Source organism: Microvirga puerhi (assembly GCF_020089865.1).
Lineage (GTDB): Bacteria > Pseudomonadota > Alphaproteobacteria > Rhizobiales > Beijerinckiaceae > Microvirga > Microvirga puerhi.
Genome location: NZ_JAIRBM010000003.1, coordinates 150,077 through 165,139, shown reverse-complemented (window position 1 = coordinate 165,139; position 15,063 = coordinate 150,077). Strand labels below are relative to the sequence as shown.

The 15,063-nt window shown below is 65.0% G+C and carries 14 protein-coding genes; 8 read left to right on the top strand and 6 right to left on the bottom strand.

Going from position 1 to position 15,063, the window contains the following annotated elements; genetic code table 11:
- Nucleotides 1-27 precede the first annotated feature (27 nt).
- The 3 genes from K9B37_RS05175 (at nucleotide 28) to K9B37_RS05165 (ending at nucleotide 3,030) form a co-directional block, all read left to right on the top strand.
- Entirely contained in the window at nucleotides 28-1,017 is a 990-nt protein-coding gene (locus K9B37_RS05175; protein WP_224311806.1) for an aldo/keto reductase, read from the top strand.
- 123 nt (nucleotides 1,018-1,140) lie between these two features.
- Nucleotides 1,141-2,250: an NAD(P)-dependent alcohol dehydrogenase gene (locus K9B37_RS05170; protein ID WP_224311804.1), complete on the top strand. Its 1,110-nt coding sequence runs from the start codon at nucleotides 1,141-1,143 to the stop codon at nucleotides 2,248-2,250.
- Between the two features lie 42 nt (nucleotides 2,251-2,292).
- A complete protein-coding gene (locus tag K9B37_RS05165) occupies nucleotides 2,293-3,030 on the top strand; it encodes an SDR family oxidoreductase (protein ID WP_224311803.1) in 738 nt (245 codons plus the stop codon).
- A 110-nt stretch (nucleotides 3,031-3,140) separates the two neighbouring features.
- Here K9B37_RS05165 and K9B37_RS05160 read toward each other — a convergent pair whose 3' ends face one another.
- On the bottom strand, nucleotides 3,141-4,382 hold the full coding sequence (locus K9B37_RS05160; RefSeq protein ID WP_224311802.1) for an MFS transporter: 1,242 nt from the start codon (nucleotides 4,380-4,382) through the stop codon (nucleotides 3,141-3,143).
- 10 nt (nucleotides 4,383-4,392) lie between these two features.
- The gene (locus K9B37_RS05155; protein ID WP_224311801.1) at nucleotides 4,393-4,929 is read right to left on the bottom strand and encodes a GNAT family N-acetyltransferase; all 537 of its coding nucleotides are present in this window, start codon (nucleotides 4,927-4,929) and stop codon (nucleotides 4,393-4,395) included.
- Nucleotides 4,930-5,101: 172 nt separating this feature from the next.
- Here K9B37_RS05155 and K9B37_RS05150 point away from each other — a divergent pair, with 172 nt between their 5' ends.
- Entirely contained in the window at nucleotides 5,102-6,607 is a 1,506-nt protein-coding gene (locus K9B37_RS05150; RefSeq protein ID WP_224311800.1) for an MFS transporter, read from the top strand.
- Nucleotides 6,608-6,666: 59 nt separating this feature from the next.
- Here K9B37_RS05150 and K9B37_RS05145 read toward each other — a convergent pair whose 3' ends face one another.
- The 3 genes from K9B37_RS05145 to K9B37_RS05135 all read right to left on the bottom strand — a co-directional run bounded on the left by K9B37_RS05145 (nucleotide 6,667) and on the right by K9B37_RS05135 (nucleotide 10,962).
- Complete coding sequence (locus K9B37_RS05145; protein WP_224311799.1) at nucleotides 6,667-7,449, bottom strand: Bax inhibitor-1/YccA family protein; 783 nt, start codon at nucleotides 7,447-7,449, stop codon at nucleotides 6,667-6,669.
- A gap of 224 nt (nucleotides 7,450-7,673) precedes the next feature.
- Complete coding sequence (locus K9B37_RS05140; RefSeq protein ID WP_224311798.1) at nucleotides 7,674-10,259, bottom strand: ABC transporter permease; 2,586 nt, start codon at nucleotides 10,257-10,259, stop codon at nucleotides 7,674-7,676.
- Nucleotides 10,260-10,272: 13 nt separating this feature from the next.
- Entirely contained in the window at nucleotides 10,273-10,962 is a 690-nt protein-coding gene (locus tag K9B37_RS05135) for an ABC transporter ATP-binding protein (protein WP_224311797.1), read from the bottom strand.
- A gap of 99 nt (nucleotides 10,963-11,061) precedes the next feature.
- Here K9B37_RS05135 and K9B37_RS05130 point away from each other — a divergent pair, with 99 nt between their 5' ends.
- The 4 genes from K9B37_RS05130 (at nucleotide 11,062) to K9B37_RS05115 (ending at nucleotide 14,140) form a co-directional block, all read left to right on the top strand.
- The gene (locus K9B37_RS05130; protein ID WP_224311796.1) at nucleotides 11,062-11,730 is read left to right on the top strand and encodes an arylesterase; all 669 of its coding nucleotides are present in this window, start codon (nucleotides 11,062-11,064) and stop codon (nucleotides 11,728-11,730) included.
- Nucleotides 11,731-11,792: 62 nt separating this feature from the next.
- Nucleotides 11,793-12,839: an aldo/keto reductase gene (locus K9B37_RS05125; RefSeq protein ID WP_224311794.1), complete on the top strand. Its 1,047-nt coding sequence runs from the start codon at nucleotides 11,793-11,795 to the stop codon at nucleotides 12,837-12,839.
- Between the two features lie 109 nt (nucleotides 12,840-12,948).
- A complete protein-coding gene (gene thpR, locus K9B37_RS05120) occupies nucleotides 12,949-13,485 on the top strand; it encodes an RNA 2',3'-cyclic phosphodiesterase (protein WP_224311793.1) in 537 nt (178 codons plus the stop codon).
- Nucleotides 13,486-13,501: 16 nt separating this feature from the next.
- A complete protein-coding gene (locus K9B37_RS05115; RefSeq protein WP_224311791.1) occupies nucleotides 13,502-14,140 on the top strand; it encodes a histidine phosphatase family protein in 639 nt (212 codons plus the stop codon).
- On the opposite strand, the gene K9B37_RS05110 is transcribed toward K9B37_RS05115, so the two are convergent.
- Nucleotides 14,137-15,030, bottom strand: a complete 894-nt coding sequence (locus tag K9B37_RS05110) for a LysR family transcriptional regulator (RefSeq protein WP_224311789.1) — start codon at nucleotides 15,028-15,030, stop codon at nucleotides 14,137-14,139. The genes K9B37_RS05115 and K9B37_RS05110 overlap by 4 nt on opposite strands.
- Between the last annotated feature and the right edge of the window lie 33 nt (nucleotides 15,031-15,063).

Here is a 15,063-nt window from a genome sequence, read left to right as displayed (position 1 = left end):
CAACCTTCGTCGTCGAGGAGAATCCCTATGCAAAAGCGTCAACTGGGTAACAGCGGCCTTGAGGTCTCCGCCATCGGCCTCGGCTGCATGGGCCTGAGCCATGGCTACGGCCCTGCGACGGATACGCAGGAGGCCGTGAAGCTGATCCGCGCGGCGTTCGAACGCGGCGTGACGTTTTTCGATACCGCCGAGGCGTACGGGCCTTACAAGAACGAGGAACTTCTCGGGGAAGCGCTGGCGCCGCTCCGTGATCAGGTGGTGATCGCGACCAAATTCGGCTTCGAGTTCGGGGCAGATGGCGGGCAGAGCGGCATGAACAGCCGTCCGGAGCACATCCGGGATGTTGCGGACGCCGCGCTCACGCGATTGAGGACGGACCGCATCGATCTGTTCTATCAGCATCGCGTCGACCCGAACGTGCCGATCGAGGATGTCGCCGGCACGGTGAAGGACCTGATCTGCGACGGCAAGGTGAAGCATTTTGGCCTCTCCGAAGCGGGTGCGCAGACGATCCGTCGTGCCCACGCGGTGCAGCCCGTCACGGCGCTTCAGAGCGAATATTCCCTGTGGTGGCGGGAGCCGGAGAAGGAGATCCTGCCGACGCTCGAGGAACTCGCCATCGGCTTCGTGCCCTTCAGCCCACTCGGCAAGGGTTTTCTTACCGGCACCATCGACGAGAAGACGACGTTCGACAGCAAGGACTTCCGCAACATCGTGCCGCGCTTCGCGCCGGAAGCGCGAAAGGCAAACCAAGCCGTGGTCGATCTGCTCGGAGCCATTGCAAGCCGGAAGAAGGCGACACCGGCCCAGATCGCCCTCGCTTGGCTCCTGGCACAGAAGCCGTGGATCGTGCCGATCCCCGGAACGACGAAACTGCATCGTCTGGAAGAGAATATCGGTGCCGCAGCCGTCGCGCTGACTCCGGACGATCTGCGCGCCATCGATGATGCCGTCTCGCACATCACCGTGCAGGGGGACCGCTACCCACCGCATCTTCAGGCGAGAGTCGATCGCTGATCGACAGATGTCGTCTTCGCCATCAGGCATCCTCGCCGGCGTCTCTATGACATCGGCGAGGGCGGCCTATGTGTGTCTCAATGCTGTCGCTCGACAGCCCATCCCGTGAATGGAATTCAGGATATGGCAAGCTTTCGCTACAACACCTTCGGCTATGCGGCGCCTTCTGCCGGTGTACGTCTCGAACCCTTCTCGTTCGAACGGCGGGCCCTGCGGCCGAACGACGTCGCCATGCAAATCCTCTATTGCGGCGTCTGCCATTCGGATCTCCACTGGGCGCGCAACGACTGGGGCTGGTCAGACTATCCGGTCGTGCCGGGTCACGAGATCGTCGGCCGCGTGATCGAGGTCGGCTCTGAGGTGACGCGCTTCAAGACGGGCGATCACGTGGCGGTCGGATGCATGGTCGACAGCTGTCAGCATTGCGACCAGTGCCGCAAGGGCGAGGAACAACTCTGCCGTGAAGGCAATACCGGAACCTATGGCGGCCGCGATCGAATCTCCGGGGAGATGACCCAGGGCGGCTATTCCAAACATGTAGTGGTCCGACAGGAATTCGTGCTGCGCGTGCCCGATGGATTAGATCTGTCCCGTGCCGCTCCGCTTTTATGCGCGGGCATCACGACCTATTCGCCGCTGCGCACCTGGAATGTCGGCCCCGGCAGCCGGGTCGGCGTGATCGGCCTAGGAGGCCTCGGCCACATGGCGGTGAAGCTCGCTTCCGGTCTCGGCGCTCATGTGACCGTCATGAGCCGAACCCCCGACAAGAAGGCGGATGCAATGGCCCTCGGGGCCGACCGGCTTCTCGTCTCGACCGATCCGGACGCGATGGCGCAGGCCGCCAGCAGCTTCGACCTCATCATCGACACCGTTCCGAACAAGCATGACCTCGATCCGTATCTGCCGCTGCTCGATGTGGACGGCACGCTGGTGATCGTGGGCCAGATCGGTCCGCTCGACGAAATGTCCACCGTTCCGCTCCTGCTGGGACGGCGGCGCGTCGCCGGCTCGCCCATCGGCGGCATTCGCGAGACCCAGGAGATGCTCGACTTCTGCGCCCGCAAGGCCATCTTGCCGGAGACCGAGACGATTCGCATGGACCAGATCAACGAGGCTTACGAGCGCATGGAACGCTCTGACGTCCGCTACCGCTTCGTGATCGACATGGCATCGCTGTCCGACCCCGGGGGCGTCGAACATGCGCAGACGGCTCAGCGCGGCACGATCGGGTGACGGAACCGAAGGGCGACGGCTGAAAGAAAAGGAAGGCTGACCATGACACAAGGCATTCAGGACAAAGTCGTCGTCATCACCGGAGCCAGCAGCGGGCTGGGAGAAGCGACCGCGCGCCACCTCGCGCGGAACGGCGCCAAGCTGATGCTGGGCGCAAGACGCCTCGACAGGCTGCAGGCGCTCGCCAGGGATCTTTCCTTGGGCAATGACGTCGCCGTGCAGACCGACGTCACCCGCTACGATGAGGTCAAACGCCTGATCGACCGTGCGGTGCAGATCCATGGGCGCATCGACGTCCTCCTCAACAATGCCGGCCTGATGCCTCACTCGCCCCTCGACCGCGGCAGGGCCGAGGACTGGGACCGCATGATCGACGTGAACATCAAGGGCGTGCTCTATGGCATCGGCGCTGCGCTTCCCCACATGAAGGAGCGGAAGAGTGGACACATCATCAACGTGTCGTCGGTAGCCGGCCACAAGGTGCGGGCAGGAGGCGCCGTCTATTCGGCGACCAAGCATGCGGTGCGCGTCATCTCCGAGGGGCTGCGTCAGGAGGTCAAGCCCTACAACATCCGCACGACCGTCATCTCGCCCGGCATGGTCGCCACCGAACTACCCGACAGCATCACAGAGCCCGACATCGCAGAAGCCATGCACAAAGCCTATGAAGGCGCGATCCCGGCCGATGCCTTTGCGCGGGCGGTGGCTTTCGCCATGAGCCAGCCGGACGACGTGGACATCAACGAGATCCTGTTCCGCCCCACGAGCCAGGAATACTGATGACGCGCAAGAGCATCGAACGCAAAAGTGGGAACCGGTTTTGCGTGAAAAGATGCTCAAAATCAAAAGATGAAAGCATTGGACGTGAATTCGCATTCACGTCCAATGCGCTAGAGGTCCTTGTCCTTCGGCAGGGCCAGGAGCCACAGGCTCGATGCGACGGCGCCGAGCATCGCAACGACGAGCACCGGCCGGATGCCGAACCGGTCGGCCGCCACGCCTGCAATCAGCGCCGCGACGATGCCGAGGCCTCCCGTCAGCATGTGCAGCGTTCCGCCCTCGCGGCCTCGCAAGGCATCGGGCGTCTCCTTCTGACGCAAGGCGGCGACATTGGTGAAGAACACCACCGAAAGCCCGTCGCCTAGCAGCTGCGCAATGCAGAGCAAGAGAACCGCCGTCCAAAGACCTCCGTGCGCCAGCGGGATGAACGCCATCACGAGGCTGTAGGCGAGAAGGGTCCGGAAGAGGAGCGTGCGGAGAGGAACGCGCCGCGCGGCGACGGCAGAGAACTGAGCACCGACCAGGGCGCTGATTCCGCCGAGCGCCACGACGAAGCCGAGCGTTCCAGGCGGAACGCCGAGATCGCGAACCGCGTAGAGCACATAGAGCGGACCGAAGAACGACAGGAAAAAGGTGAGCGTCGCCTGGCAAAGCGTCAGCGGCCGCAGCACAGGATGGGAAAAGACAAAACGCAGCCCTTCCTTCGTTTCCTCCCAGAGATGCGGCGCACGGTCACCGGTGACGAGCGCCGGCTCCTTGCGCCTGATCGATCCCAGGAGCGCTGCGGACCAGAGATAGGACAGTGCATCGAAGAGCACCGCCAATGGCGCCGTCAGGAGCTGAATCATGACGCCCGCGAGGGCCGGGCCGACGATCTCCGCCACCGCGTCCGTGGTCGCGAGCTTCGCATTGCCGTCTATCAGCTCGTCACGTTCCACCACCGTCGGCAGATAGGCATTGTCGGCGGTCTGGAACAGCACGGAGAACAGCGACACCAAAGTCGCCACGCCCATGACCTGTCCGATGGTGATGCTGCCGAACCAGGCCATCGCGGGCAGAGTCGCAAGTGCTCCCGCCCGCACCAGATCGGCCATGATCAGGACGCGACGCCGGCGTGTTCTGTCGATCCAGGCGCCTGCGAAAGGACTGAGCACCACGCCCGGCAGGCCGCTCAACGCCACCAGCAGACCGAGGTCCAGGGCGCTCGCATCGAGCAGCAGCGCGGCGATCATCGGCAGCCCCTCCCGCGTGAAGCGGGTCCCGATTGCCGAGAGGCTCTGCGCCGCCCACAGCTTCATGAAATCGGGATTGTGCCGGAGGGGACCACCGAGCGCGGACAAGGCTTGAAACATCGCCGGGCTTTCAGGGAATGGGCCGCGTCGGCGGTTCTTCCATCCCGCGTCCGAGCCTTTTTTGCATCAGCACGGTGGAGAGCCAGCGTCCGTGCTTGTAGCCGATTCCGCTGAGGACGCCGACCGGTTCGAATCCGAGGCTCGCATGAAGTCCGATCGAACCGTGAGATTCCTCGTCGCCGATCACTGCGACCATGAGCCGGAAATCGCGCGCCTCGCTCTCTTCGATGAGCCGGATGAGCAGCTGGCGGCCGACGCCGAGCCGCTGAGCGGAAGGAGCCACATAGATCGAATCCTCCACCGTCGAGCGATAGGCAGGACGCGGCCGGTAAGGACCCGCATAGGCATATCCGAGAATCTCGCCGTCCCGCTCCGCCACGAGATAGGGGTAGTCGCCATCGAGAAGCGCATCGCGCCGACGGGCCATCTCGGCTGCGTCTGGGGGCGCCAGTTCGAACGAGGCGGTGCCATGGGTCACCGCGTGGGCATAGATGGCCGTGATAGCGGGAAGGTCGGATGCGACGGAGGGGCGGACGAGAATGGTCATAGCGCTTTCGTAGACGATCTTCACGGCGGTGGGAATGATATTACTTCCACCCCGGGTTGGTGCCTGGGCGTCGGTCTCTTGGGCCTCGGAGGGAAAGCATCGCATGATCCTAAAAGTGGAATCCACTTTTGGGTCCGAGGCTCTAACATGAAGCCGAGCAGGACGCCGCCCCGTGGATCCTCGAACTTCCGACAACGCCTCGTCGACGAAGCCTTTTGTGGTTTGGACGGCGATTCTGGCCTCCAGCATGGTGTTCGCCGACGGCGCCATCGTCACCGTCGCCATGCCGCAGATGCGCGAGAGCCTTCAGGCTTCGCTTTCCGCGATGCAATGGGTCACGAATGCCTATGCTCTGACCCTCTCGGCCTTCCTCCTCCTCGGCGGCGCGGCGGGGGATGCTTACGGTCTGAAGCGCATCTTCATGATCGGCATCGCGATCTTCGGCTTGGCATCCATCGCCTGCGGCCTTTCCGGAACGGTGGAAATGCTGATCGGCGCCCGGGCGATCCAGGGCATCGGCGGCGCCCTTCTGGTGCCGGGTTCGCTCGCCCTGATCAGCGCCAATTTTCCCCAAGACGAGCGCGGCCGGGCGATCGGCACCTGGGCTGCCGCCTCGGGGATCGCAGCTGCCCTGGGGCCGATCCTCGGCGGCTGGCTGATCGATATCGGCCCCTGGCAGGCGATCTTCTGGATCAACGTGCCGCTCGCCGCTCTCGCCCTCTGGCTCTGCGCGCGAAAAGTCCCGGAAAGCCGGCCAGGGGGAGAGGCACGCATGGACGTCTGGGGCAGCGTTCTGGCAGTCGCGGGTCTCGGCGCCCTCGCTTACGGCCTTACCGCCTTCGGCGAGGTGGCTGCGAGCCATCGGCTGGCGATCCTAGGGACGGTCGTGGGTGTCATTCTGCTCGGCGCCTTCCTGGTCCATGAGTCCCGCAGCGAAGCGCCGATGATGCCGCTCGATCTGTTTCGGGTGCGCGCCTTCTCGGGCGTGAACATCCTGACGCTGCTGCTGTATTTCGCCTTGAGCGGAGCCCTGTTCTTCCTGCCCACCACGCTGATTGAGGCCCATGGCTATTCGGCGGCGAAGGCCGGCTCGGTCTTCTTGCCCTTCACCCTCGTCATGGCGGTCCTGTCGCAGCTCGGCGGCGTGATGGCGGACCGGTTCGGTGTGAGAATTCTCCTGACGGCCGGCCCCTTTCTGACGGGTCTCGGCTTCGGGCTCCTCGCACCCGCCGTCGCCCGCGGCGACTACTGGACCGCTGTCGTTCCGGTGATGATCGTGATGGGGTTGGGCATGGGCATCACGGTGGCGCCCCTCTCCACCACCGTCATGAATGCGGTTCCCGACGATCGCATCGGCGTGGCTTCGGGGATCAACAACGCGGTCTCGCGGGTGGCTGGTCTTCTCGCCGTCGCGGGCCTCGGCATCGTCGCGACCCTAGGATTCCAGCACAGCGCGGCCGTCATGGAGCCGGCTCTGGCGCACCTGTTCGCGGAAGCGACGTTCGGCACGCCGCCCGCCCGGCTCGACGGGACGGCCCCCGGCCTCTATGCGCGCGCCATGATCGGCGGGTTTCAGGCTGTCGCGCTGATCTGCGCCGCAGCGGCCATCGTGAGCGCCTGGTTCGGTTACCGGTCGACAGCCGATCTACCGCGCCGGAAGCCCGCGAATACGCCATGAAAAAAGCCCCGGCCTGCAAAAGGCCGGGGCTTCTGGGAGAACGTTCTCGTTCCGGGCGATCAGTTATTGCGGTTGCCCAACAGCGCCAGGAGGAACTGGAACATGTTGATGAAGTCCAGATAGAGCTGCAGTGCGCCGAAGACCGACACTTTCGCAGCCGCCTCGCTGTCGTAATTGCCGTAGAGATACATCTCCTTCAGCTTCTGCGTGTCGTAGGCGGTGAGGCCCGCGAAGATCAGAACGCCGATGATCGAGATGCCGAACTGCAGCGCGCTCGACGCGAGGAACATGTTCACGAGCGAGGCGAGAATCAGTCCAACCAGGCCCATGATCAGGAACGAGCCGATGCCCGACAGGCTGCGGCTCGTGGTGTAGCCCCACAGCGACAGCGCGCCGAAGGCGGCTGCCGTGATGAAGAAGACCTGCACGACGCTCGCGCCCGTATAAACGATGAGCAGCGTCGAGAGCGAAGCGCCCATCACCGCAGCGAAGGCGAAGAAGGTGCCGCGCGCCGCGGCTGCCGACATGCGGTCCATGCGGAACGAGAAGAGGAAGATGAACGCCAGCGGCGCCAGCGCCACGACCCACTTGAGCGGCGAGCCGTACAGCAGGCGACCGAATTCGGTCACGTAGATGCTGCCCATGCGGGCGGCAGCCATGGACGGATCGCTCGTGGTGGCGAGCATGTTGATGCCAAGCGCGACCAGGGCCGAGATGGCAAGGCCCAGGATCATGTTGTTGTAGACGCCGAGCATGAAGGCGCGCAGGCCTTGGTCGACCTGTGCGGCCGTCCGGGCAAAGCCGGTGCCAGAGGCGTATTGGTTTTGCTCATACGGTTGCATCGGAGCCCTTTCTCACGGTGTCCCGTTGATGTTCCCTCGAAAGGCTGGGAAGTCAGCCCTCGGCCGCCGCGATTTTCGGCGACAGCCAGAATATGAGAGGTCGCCTCTGCTTCTGCAAGAGGCAAGGTCAAGCTTCAACGCTTCGTGATAAAGAACAGTGAAGTTTAAAGCGCGAGGCTACACTCGTGCCCTCTCGGAGCGTACTTTTATACCAGCACGGGCGGTTAAAGATCTCTCAAGTATAGTGCAGGCTTTTGACTCAAGATCCGCCATGTCCCCAGGAGCCCTAGACATACACTTACCAGAACGGCGAGGAGAGATGCGAGGAGCGCGCCGGAAAGATCAGGTACAAAGCTTAAGTTCATCACACGGGTGGTGATCAGGTAGGCGGCCAAGCTCCCGGCTAAAAGACCGAAGATTGCCGTCGCGGCGCCCAAGAATCCGTATTCCAGAGCATAGGCGAGGACGAGCCGTCCGCGGGTGGCTCCTAGGGTTTTCAGGACTACCGCGTCATAGAGTCTGGCCCTATGGCCGGCCGCGAGCGCGCCGGCGAGCACCAGCAGGCTGGCCAGAAGCGCGATCCCGCTCGCGCCCCGGATCGCCGTGACGAGCTGAGACACCACGTCGTTGACCGCCTCGAGCGCATCCTTCACGCGTACACTCGTCACCATGGGATAGGTCAGCGCGGCGCTGCGGAGCAGACGGGCATCGGTTGCCGCGTCAGAGCCATTGGGGAAGGTCACAGTCGCCAGATGCGTGTGCGGGGCTCCGGCGAAGGTGTTGGGAGAAAACACCATCACGAAATTGATGCCGAGCGAGCGCCATTCCACCTGCCGCAGGTTCGCAATGGTGGCGGTGATGTTGCGGCCGAGCACGTTGACCGTCACCTCGTCGCCGAGCTTGAGGCCGAGACCGTCCGCGATCTTAGCGTCGAAGGAGACGAGGGGCTTGCCGCGATAATCCTCCGGCCACCAGGAGCCGGCCATCAGTTGCGAGCCTTCCGGCGGAGTCTTCGCGTAGGTGATGCCGCGGTCGCCGTCGAGGACCCAGGAGACCTCCTCGTTCGCCTTGATCTCGGACACGGGCACGCCCCTTAAGGTCACGAGCCGCCCGCGCATCATCGGGACGCGTTCCATCGCGGCCTCTGGCGCCTGCTGCCTGATGAAGCCCTCGAAGGCATCCGCCTGGGCGTTGGGAATGTCGAGGAAGAAGAAGCTCGGGGCGTGCTCGGGCAGCATCTGGCGCAGCTGGCGCGTGAGATTGGAATCGATCAGCGCGAGGGTCACCAGCAGCGTGATCCCAAGCCCGAGGGACAGGACCAGCGACGGCGTCAGCGCACCGGGACGATGGATATTGGCGAGCGCCAGCCGCGGTGCGGTCCTGTGCGGCCGGGGCAGTCGCCGGGCCAGCGCCATGATGCCGACCGCCACTAGGCGAAGCAGCACGAAGGATGCGGCCGCGGCACCGACGAACATCAGGGCGATGCGGCGGTCGTAGGCAGCGATCACGGCGAGCCCGACAAGAGCGGCGAGTGCGAGGCTGAGGGCCAGAAGGTAGCGCCGGCGGGGCCAGCGCCGCTCCGGCTCGATCTGGTCCCGAAACAGGCCCGAGACCGGAATGTCGTGGGCTCGCCCGAGCGGCATGAGGGCGAAGACGAGGGCGGTGAGGATCCCGTAGAGCAGCGCGATGCCCAGCTCCGTCCCGGCAAGGGTCGGCTCGATCGGAATCGGAAGGAGATGGCCGAAGAGGCCGGTCACCACGAAAGGCAGCGCCCCGCCGACGACAAGGCCGATCAGGATGCCGACGGCGGCGATGAGCAGCACCTGGACGAGATAGAGCGCGACGACCTGTCCACCCGGTGCGCCGAGGCTCTTCAAGGTGGCGATGGAAGCCCGCTTGCGGTCGATGAAGCCGCGCACCGCATTGGCGACGCCGACACCGCCGACGAGAAGGGCCGTGAGCCCGACCAGGGTCAGGAACTGGGTGAAGCGCTCGATGTTGCGCGCAAAACGCGGGTCGGCATTGAGCCGGTTGCGGACATCCCACCCGGCCTCGGGCAGGGCCCGGCTCGCATCCGCCTCGATCGCGGCAAGGCCCGCCTCCGTCGACTGGGCCGGCGGGACGGTCACCCGATAGGTCCAGCGCACCAGGCTGCCGGGCTGGACGAGGCCAGTCGCCCTCAGAGCCTCCTGCGAGACGAGGAGCCGCGGCCCGAAGCCGATTCCGTTGGCGATCTTGTCCGGTTCGGAGACGAGACTCGCGCGCAGGTCGATGGTAGCGCCACCCACCTTGATCCGGTCTCCGACCTTCAGGTCGAGGCGGGCCAGCAGAGCGGTATCCACCGCCGCTCCATAGGCCCCGTCGCGGACGGCGAAGAGATCGGCCGGCGTCATGGCAGGATCGGTTTCGAGCGTGCCGGCAGTCGGATAGGATGGGTCCACCGCCTTCAGCTCGACGAGGGCCGAACCCTTGTCCCCCGCGATGACCATGGCCCGCATGGTGGCGACCGACGCGACCATGCCCTTCGATGCGAGATAGATCTGCTCGGCCTCGTTCGCCTCCCGCTGGAGCAGGGAAAAGGCCATGTCGCCGCCCAGGATCCGGCGCCCTTCCTTCGAAATGCCCTCCGTCAGGGAGCGGGATAAGGAGGACACCCCGGCAATGGCCGCGACGCCGAGTGCGATACAGGCAAGAAAAATCCCGAAGCCCTTCAGGCCGGCGCGCAGCTCGCGCAGGGCCAGGCGGAGAATGAGCGGCGGAAAGGCGGATTGAAGCGGCTTCCGTGCCGGGGATGAGAGGGTGCCGTGCATCGGGCGCTGTCCTTCAGGCCGTCACGACCGCATCGGTATCGATGCGGCCCGAGCGCAGGCGCACGGTTCTATCGCAGAGCCTGGCGAGATTGAGGTCGTGCGTGACGAGGACCAGCGTCGCGCCCCGGCCGCGCTTGAGGGCGAAGAGCAATTCGATGATCGCCTGGCCGGTCGCTTCGTCGAGATTCCCCGTCGGCTCGTCGGCCACCAGGATCGCGGGATTGGACACGATGGCCCGGGCGATCGCCACCCGCTGCTGCTCACCGCCCGAGAGCTGGGCCGGATAGTGATGGAAACGGTGCCCGAGACCTACGGCCTCGAGCTCTGCCTCTGCTCGCGCGAAGGCGTCAGCCTCGCCGGCAAGTTCCAGCGGCAGCGCCACGTTCTCCAGCGCCGTCATGGTGGGAATGAGATGAAAGGACTGGAACACGATGCCGATGCGTCGGCCTCGAAACCGCGCCAGCGCGTCCTCGTCGAGGGCTGCAAGGTCCGTCCCGTCCACGAGGATCTTGCCGGAATCGGGCTGTTCGAGGCCCGCCATCGTCATGAGCAGGGTGGATTTTCCGGAACCCGAGGGACCGACGAGGCCGACCGCCTCGCCCTGTCCGATATCGAGGGAAATGCCTTTCAGGATATGCACCCGCGCAGCACCGCGGCCCAGACTCAGATCCACATCCTGCAGCGCAATGGCCTTGTCCTGCATGCCCACTCACCCGATCTTTCGGAGAAACTCTTGAGAAACGCTCCCGGCCAAGGCCGGGCGCAATCCGTTTGTCGTCCGAACCATATGGGAAGCCTATCGATGAAGCGCCAATTCGGCCCTCTCATGGCGATCATTTTTGCGTGTGCCGCCGCCCTCGCCCTCGTTGCGCCCGGATCCGCGAGGGCCCAGGGCGCACCGCAGAAGGACCCTGTCCGCCTCGTCGCTCTCGGCGACAGCCTGACGGCCGGCTATGGCTTGCCACAGGGTGCCGCCTTCCCGAATGTCCTCGAGCAGGCCCTGAAGGCCAAGGGCTACAACGTGCAGGTCGCCAATGCCGGCGTCTCGGGCGACACGGCGTCGGGCGGCCTCGACCGGCTCGACTGGTCGATCCCCGATGGAACGGATGGCGTCATCGTGGAACTCGGCGCCAACGACATGCTGCGCGGCCTCGACCCTGCGATTCCGCGCAAGGCCGTTGAGACCATCGTGGAGCGGCTGCAGGCCCGCAACATCCCGGTGATGCTCGTCGGCATGCTCGCCTCGCGCAATCTCGGCCCGGAATATGCCGAGAAGTTCGATTCGCTGTATCAGGACATTGCGGAGAAGCACGGCCTTGTGCTCTATCCCTTCTTCCTGGACGGAGTGGCCGGCGATACCAGCCTCAATCTCCCAGACGGCCTGCATCCCACGGCCAAGGGGATCGAGATCATCGTCGGGCGCATCCTGCCCACCGTCGAGAAGTTTCTCGCCACCCTCCCCCAGCGCTGACGTCCGTCGGCGCCCTCTTCCTGCCTGAACGCGGCAGCTCCTGCCGCGAGGAGCCTCGTCTTATGGAATATCGCCGCCTCGGTCGCACGGACCTCGATGTCAGCCTCATCTGCCTCGGCACCATGACCTGGGGCCAGCAGAACACAGAGGCCGAAGGCCACGCCCAGATGGACTATGCCGTCGACCACGGCATCAACTTCTTCGACACCGCTGAACTCTATTCGATCCCACCCAAGCCGGAGACGCAAGGATCGACGGAACGCATCATCGGCTCCTGGTTCAAGTCCCGCGGCAGCCGCGACAAGGTCATCCTGGCCACGAAAATCGTCGGACGCTCCGCCAACACTTGGTTCCGGGACGACGGATCGCCGACGGAGCTTTCGCGGGCCCAGATGGAAGAAGCGGTGAACAAGAGCCTGAAGCGTCTCGGCACCGACTATATCGACCTCTACCAGATCCATTATCCGGACCGCCCGATGCAGTGGGGATCGAATCCCACCATCTACCGTCACCAGGAAGGCGCGTCGCACCCGATCGCGGAAACCGTGGAGATCATGGGCGACCTGGTGAAAGCCGGAAAGATCCGTCATTTCGGCCTGTCGAACGAGAGCGCCTGGGGCACGATGACCTTCCTCAAGGCCGCGGAGGCAAATCCGAACCTGCCGCGAGCACAGTCGATCCAGAACGCATACAATCTCCTCAACCGCACCTATGAGGTGGCACTCGCCGAGGTGAGCCTGCGCGAGACCGTCAGCCTGCTCGCCTATTCGCCGCTCGCCCAGGGCTATCTCACCGGCAAGTATCTCGATGGTGCCCGCCCGGCCGGCACCCGCACCACGCTCTTCCAGCGCGGACAGCGCTACGAGACGCCCGGTGCGGAACCGGCGATCCGCAGGTACATCGCGCTCGCCAAGGAATTCGGCCTCGATCCCGCGCAGATGGCTCTGGCCTTCGTGAATTCCCGCCCGTTCGTGACGTCGAACATCATCGGCGCGACCTCCATGGAGCAGCTGAAGACGGACATCGCCTCCATCGACGTGACGATCACGCCGGAGCTGGAGCAGCGCATCGACGCGATCCATCTCGACCACTGCAATCCGTGCCCATGAGGGTGCGGATCCGGAACCAACCAGGCCTTTAATCGTCTGATTCTGATCTTTGCCGGGGCGGCCACGCTGCCCCGGCCCTGCTCTCTTCTTCCCGGTTCGGGAGGCCGCCATGCCCCGTCTGTTCACCGGCCTCGAAATTCCTCCCGAGATCGGCCGGACCCTCTCCACCTATCGCGGCGGCCTGCCGGGCGCGCGCTGGATCGATCCCGAGAATTATCACATCACCCTTCGCTTCATCGGCGACGTGGACGACCGGACCGCCCAGGATCTATTCTCCGTCCTCGGCGAAAGGCGTCAGCGTGATCCGATCACCGTGACCATCGAGGGCCTCGACAGTTTCGGCGGCGGACGTCCGCGCGCCGTCTTCGCCCGCGCCACCGCGACCGAGGCGCTGAGCGACCTGCAATCCGAACAGGAGCGTCTGGTCCGCCGCGTCGGGCTTCCCCCCGAAAAGCGCAAGTTCACCCCGCACGTGACCTTGGCCCGCCTGCGCGATGCTTCGGCCCTGGCCGTGGCCGATTATTTCGCGGCACGCGCGCCTTTCCAGAAGCTCACCTTCACGGCACCGCGCTTCGTGCTCTTCTCCTCCCGGGATTCCGTCGGCGGCGGACCATACGTGGTCGAAGCCGCCTATCCGCTCGAGTAAGAGACACCCATCGCCCATGACCGGAAGCGTCATCGACGAGACACGCAAGCTCGGCTATGTGTCGCCCATGCCGTCGCTCATCTTCGTCACCCATCCCGAAGTGGTCATCGATCCGCAGGTGCCGGTCCCCGACTGGCCCCTGTCCGGCGTCGGGCGCGCCCGCATGGAGAACTTCGCGCAGGCCGTCGCGGGGCGAAACATCTCCGCCATCTATGCCAGCGCCGAACGCAAGGCGCGGGACGGCGCGGAGATTCTCGCGAGCCGGCTCGGCCTACCGATCGTGGTCGATCCGGACCTCGGCGAGAACGACCGCTCGGCCACCGGATACATCGCGCCGCCGGAATTCTGGGAGGTGGTCGCGGAATTCTTCGGCCGCCCCCATGAAAGCATCCGCGGATGGGAACGGGCCGTCGATGCCCAGACCCGCATCGTGAAGGCGGTGCACCGCGCCGCAGCCGATGAGACTTCCGGCGACATCGTCATCGTCTCCCACGGCGGCGTCGGCAGCCTGCTCACGGACCATCTGCAGAAGCTCGAGATCGGCAAGGGGAGCCGTCCGTCCCATCCCGGCGGCGGGTGTTTTCTGGTGACCTCACGCAACCCCCTCGCCCTCCAGCAGGACTGGCGGACGATCGAGGATTACCAGGCGGCCTAAGGCGCGATGGAGGCCCGGTCGAGCAGCCTGTCGAAGGCGAGCGTTGCCGGGCTCGGCTGCCGGTTGGGCAGGATCAGCCGCGTTAGGGAGCGCCGTAGGATCACTCCTGAAATGGAAAGCTGTTTCAGCCGCCCGAGCGCCACCTGATCGGCGACCACCACGGACGACACGATGCCGATGCCGAGCCCGGAGGCCACGATCCGGGCGATGACCTCGTTGCCGCTGACTTCGAAGATCCGGCGGGGTATGAAGCCGGCGCGCGCAAGGGCGCTCTGAGCGATATCGCGGGTCCCGGAGCCGGGCTCGCGCAGCACGATGGTTTCGTCCGCCAATGCGTCGAGCGGAAGCGGAGCCGCCCGGGACGCGAGCGGATGGGTCGCGGCAGCGATGAAGACCAGCTCGTCCTCGCGCCAGGGCTGGACGATGATCTCTCCGGAATCGAGCGGCCCCTCCACCATCGCCACGTCGAGTTCGCGCTGCGTCAGAAGCCCGGCGATCGTCACCGTGTTCGCGCTCGTGAGACGTAAGTCCACCTCGGGATTGGCCCGGTGGAAGGCGCCGAGCAGAGGCGGCAGGAAATGGGTCGCGATGGTGGTCGAAGCGCCGATGCGCAACGTTCCGCGCCGCAGGCCGCGCAAGGCGTCGAGCGCCTCCTCAGCCGCCTGTTCGGCGGAAAAGACGGTGCGGGCATGACTTAAGAGAAGCAGCCCGGCTTCGGTGGGGCGGACGCCGCCCGGACCGCGCTCGAGGAGTGGACTGCCGAGCTGCGCTTCGAGCTCACGCACGCCCTTCGAGACGGCCGGCTGACTGACATGCAATGCCTCCGCCGCGCGGGAAAAACTCTGGTGGCGGGCCACTGCATCGAACAGGCGAAGCAGATGAAGATTCATTCCTATAACTTAAATGCATAGTTCAATGAGAAA

Coding starts and splice junctions, on each gene's coding strand:
- K9B37_RS05115 (WP_224311791.1), top strand. CDS start 13,502: ATGACCGGAAGCGTCATCGACGAGACACGCAAGCTCGGCTATGTGTCG.
- K9B37_RS05110 (WP_224311789.1), bottom strand. CDS start 15,030: ATGAATCTTCATCTGCTTCGCCTGTTCGATGCAGTGGCCCGCCACCAG.
- K9B37_RS05165 (WP_224311803.1), top strand. CDS start 2,293: ATGACACAAGGCATTCAGGACAAAGTCGTCGTCATCACCGGAGCCAGC.
- K9B37_RS05140 (WP_224311798.1), bottom strand. CDS start 10,259: ATGCACGGCACCCTCTCATCCCCGGCACGGAAGCCGCTTCAATCCGCC.
- K9B37_RS05155 (WP_224311801.1), bottom strand. CDS start 4,929: ATGACCATTCTCGTCCGCCCCTCCGTCGCATCCGACCTTCCCGCTATC.
- K9B37_RS05135 (WP_224311797.1), bottom strand. CDS start 10,962: ATGCAGGACAAGGCCATTGCGCTGCAGGATGTGGATCTGAGTCTGGGC.
- K9B37_RS05145 (WP_224311799.1), bottom strand. CDS start 7,449: ATGCAACCGTATGAGCAAAACCAATACGCCTCTGGCACCGGCTTTGCC.
- K9B37_RS05175 (WP_224311806.1), top strand. CDS start 28: ATGCAAAAGCGTCAACTGGGTAACAGCGGCCTTGAGGTCTCCGCCATC.
- K9B37_RS05170 (WP_224311804.1), top strand. CDS start 1,141: ATGGCAAGCTTTCGCTACAACACCTTCGGCTATGCGGCGCCTTCTGCC.
- thpR (WP_224311793.1), top strand. CDS start 12,949: ATGCCCCGTCTGTTCACCGGCCTCGAAATTCCTCCCGAGATCGGCCGG.
- K9B37_RS05160 (WP_224311802.1), bottom strand. CDS start 4,382: ATGTTTCAAGCCTTGTCCGCGCTCGGTGGTCCCCTCCGGCACAATCCC.
- K9B37_RS05130 (WP_224311796.1), top strand. CDS start 11,062: ATGAAGCGCCAATTCGGCCCTCTCATGGCGATCATTTTTGCGTGTGCC.
- K9B37_RS05125 (WP_224311794.1), top strand. CDS start 11,793: ATGGAATATCGCCGCCTCGGTCGCACGGACCTCGATGTCAGCCTCATC.